Below are 2,329 nucleotides of genomic sequence, written 5' to 3' on the forward strand. Positions count from 1 at the left end.
CTGGTGATTCTGGCGATTTGGTTATTGTCCGGATGGTTTATCCGTGACTTCTACGGTGCGGAGTATCTCGATGCGGTCGCGCCCACGCTGTTACTCAGCGTCGGAGCGATGTGCGCGGTGCTGAGCAGCGTAATGGATCGTTTCATTATTAAGTACAACGGATATCGCTATTTAGTGAAGAAAACCTTCGTGGTGTTATTAATTTGCGTGGCCTCTTCTTTAATTTTGGTTCCTTACTTCGGTTTAAATGGCGCGGCCATGAGCGTGGTATTAACCGAGTTTTTATCGTTCTCCCTGCTTAATTACTTTTTCCCTGCTCAACCGGTAATGCGTATTCATCAAATATTTATCAACCCCAGGAAACTATGGCTGTTATTCAACAATATCAAAACCTCAGACAGTAAAGAGAGTTTATCATGAATGAAAAACCACTATTTAGTCTTATCATTCCCGTCTATAACTCACAAAAAACCATTAAACGTACCTTGCTGAGCGTGCTTAAACAGACCTTCAGCAGTTACGAAGTGATTGTGGTTAATGATGGCAGCAGCGATACAACCGCAAATATTCTGCAGGAGTTTAGTGCATATTCGCAGGTCACGGTAATTCACCAAATTAATGCCGGTGTCAGCGCCGCTCGTAATAGCGGAATGCAGCAGGCCAGCGGTGAATATGTGTTATTCCTCGATGCAGATGATTGGGTGGATGATAACTTCCTGATGATCTTCAAACAGAATCTCGATGCCTGGCCAGCGGAATCAGTCGATTTGATGGTGGGAAACCTCAACGACAATCGCGTGGGGAAAGTGTCGCAGGCGGGCTTCTTCAGTCACGAGGACATTCCTTACGTGCTCGGTGAGCTGGAGATGAGTGATAACATCGGTTATCTGCATAATAAATGTTATCGCCGTCAGATTATTGAGGAGCTGAACCTGCGCTTTTTGGAAGGTATCTCCATGAGCGAGGATTTGTTGTTTAACCTTAAATTCTTCAGCTGCATTAGCAATTTCCTGGTTACGCCGGGTGCTGCTTATCACTATGAAGATGTGGAGGGTTCATTATCGAAGCGTAAAGTGCAATACAGTGAACTGAAAGTGCGTAAACAGTTTCTCACCGCACTGTATGATTCGATCATCAGTAAATATCAGGCCAGCGATCTCGACTATTTCCTTAAAGGCATCTCCAAACGTGTGCTCGCGCTGGATATGCAAATCGTGACCGCTATGTATCACTCTTCGTTTTCACCTGCGGATATTGCCCAGGAAATTAATGAAATAAAGCGGGGTAAATACTCAAAAGGTATTTTCATTCTGCTGAATAAAAATGAAAAATTGAAGTACATGATTATGAATTTGAATACACTCACAGCGTACTATTTTCTTTATGCACTCTACAGGATGCGCGCATTCTGATTTGAAATTCTCCCGGTGTTAGTCTCTGGACGCATTTGCTGTACAGAGGCTAGTTGCCGGGGGAGTTTCACCCGATGTTCTCAGCTCTACCCGTGGCAACAGCCCAGCGTTGCCACACCTTTCCACTCTCCGCACGTCTTTCTGCACACTCTCGGTTTCTCCTTCTTGCACTCATCCCGCGTCTCATGTCAAATAGCGCCCCATGCAATCGATTGCGCGCATGTTTCGTGCATTTAGTGCGGCGCAAAACATCAGGATGCGTGAATTTCATCTCATGAAGCGTCATCCTTTGCGTTCCGGCCGGGCGGAGCAGCCTACGCCATGATTAGTAGCCATCCTTGTGGCTGCGTGTTGATAAAGCTTGAAATTCTGGAGAGACAGATGGACAACTCACAAACCGGTACGCTTGGCACCGTAGAAACGGCGGCTAAGGGCTGGCGTAAGAGTGATACCGTGTGGATGCTGGGTCTGTACGGTACGGCGATTGGTGCAGGCGTGCTTTTTTTACCGATTAACGCCGGTGCAGGCGGGCTGATTCCGCTGATTATCATGGCGATTCTTGCCTTCCCGATGACCTATTACGCGCACCGCGCGTTAACGCGCTTTGTACTCTCCGGTAAAAATCCCGGCGAAGACATTACCGAAGTGGTGGAAGAGCACTTCGGCGTGGGCGCTGGCAAGATCATCACCTTGCTCTACTTCTTTGCCATCTATCCGATCCTGCTGATGTACAGCGTGGCAATCACCAATACCGTCGATAGCTTTATCGTGCATCAACTGGGTCTGGTTTCGCCGCCGCGTGTGCTGCTGTCGCTGATTCTGATCATCGGCATGATGACGGTGGTGCGCTTTGGCGAGCAGATGATTGTGAAAGCGATGAGCATTCTGGTGTTCCCGTTTGTGGCGGTGCTGATGCT

The 2,329-nt window shown here is 47.7% G+C and carries 3 protein-coding genes; all 3 read left to right on the forward strand.

Features of this window, described 5'->3' with window-relative positions; genetic code table 11:
- Positions 1 to 420, forward strand: a 420-nt coding sequence (locus RTY00_RS19040; RefSeq protein WP_312665517.1) for a polysaccharide biosynthesis C-terminal domain-containing protein, incomplete at its 5' end; no start/stop codon positions are given.
- A complete protein-coding gene (locus RTY00_RS19045; RefSeq protein WP_312665518.1) occupies positions 417 to 1,412 on the forward strand; it encodes a glycosyltransferase family A protein in 996 nt (331 codons plus the stop codon). The genes RTY00_RS19040 and RTY00_RS19045, both read left to right, overlap by 4 nt.
- 381 nt (positions 1,413 to 1,793) lie before the next feature.
- A partial coding sequence (locus RTY00_RS19050) for an aromatic amino acid transport family protein (RefSeq protein ID WP_312665524.1) occupies positions 1,794 to 2,329 on the forward strand: 536 nt, incomplete at its 3' end.

Origin of the sequence: Pantoea sp. CTOTU49201 (assembly GCF_032054795.1) — a bacterium.
GTDB classification, from domain to species: domain Bacteria; phylum Pseudomonadota; class Gammaproteobacteria; order Enterobacterales; family Enterobacteriaceae; genus Pantoea; species Pantoea symbiotica.

What these genes read in the sequence shown, in the direction of transcription:
- RTY00_RS19045 (WP_312665518.1), top strand. Translation starts at nt 417, where the DNA reads ATGAATGAAAAACCACTATTTAGTCTTATCATTCCCGTCTATAACTCA.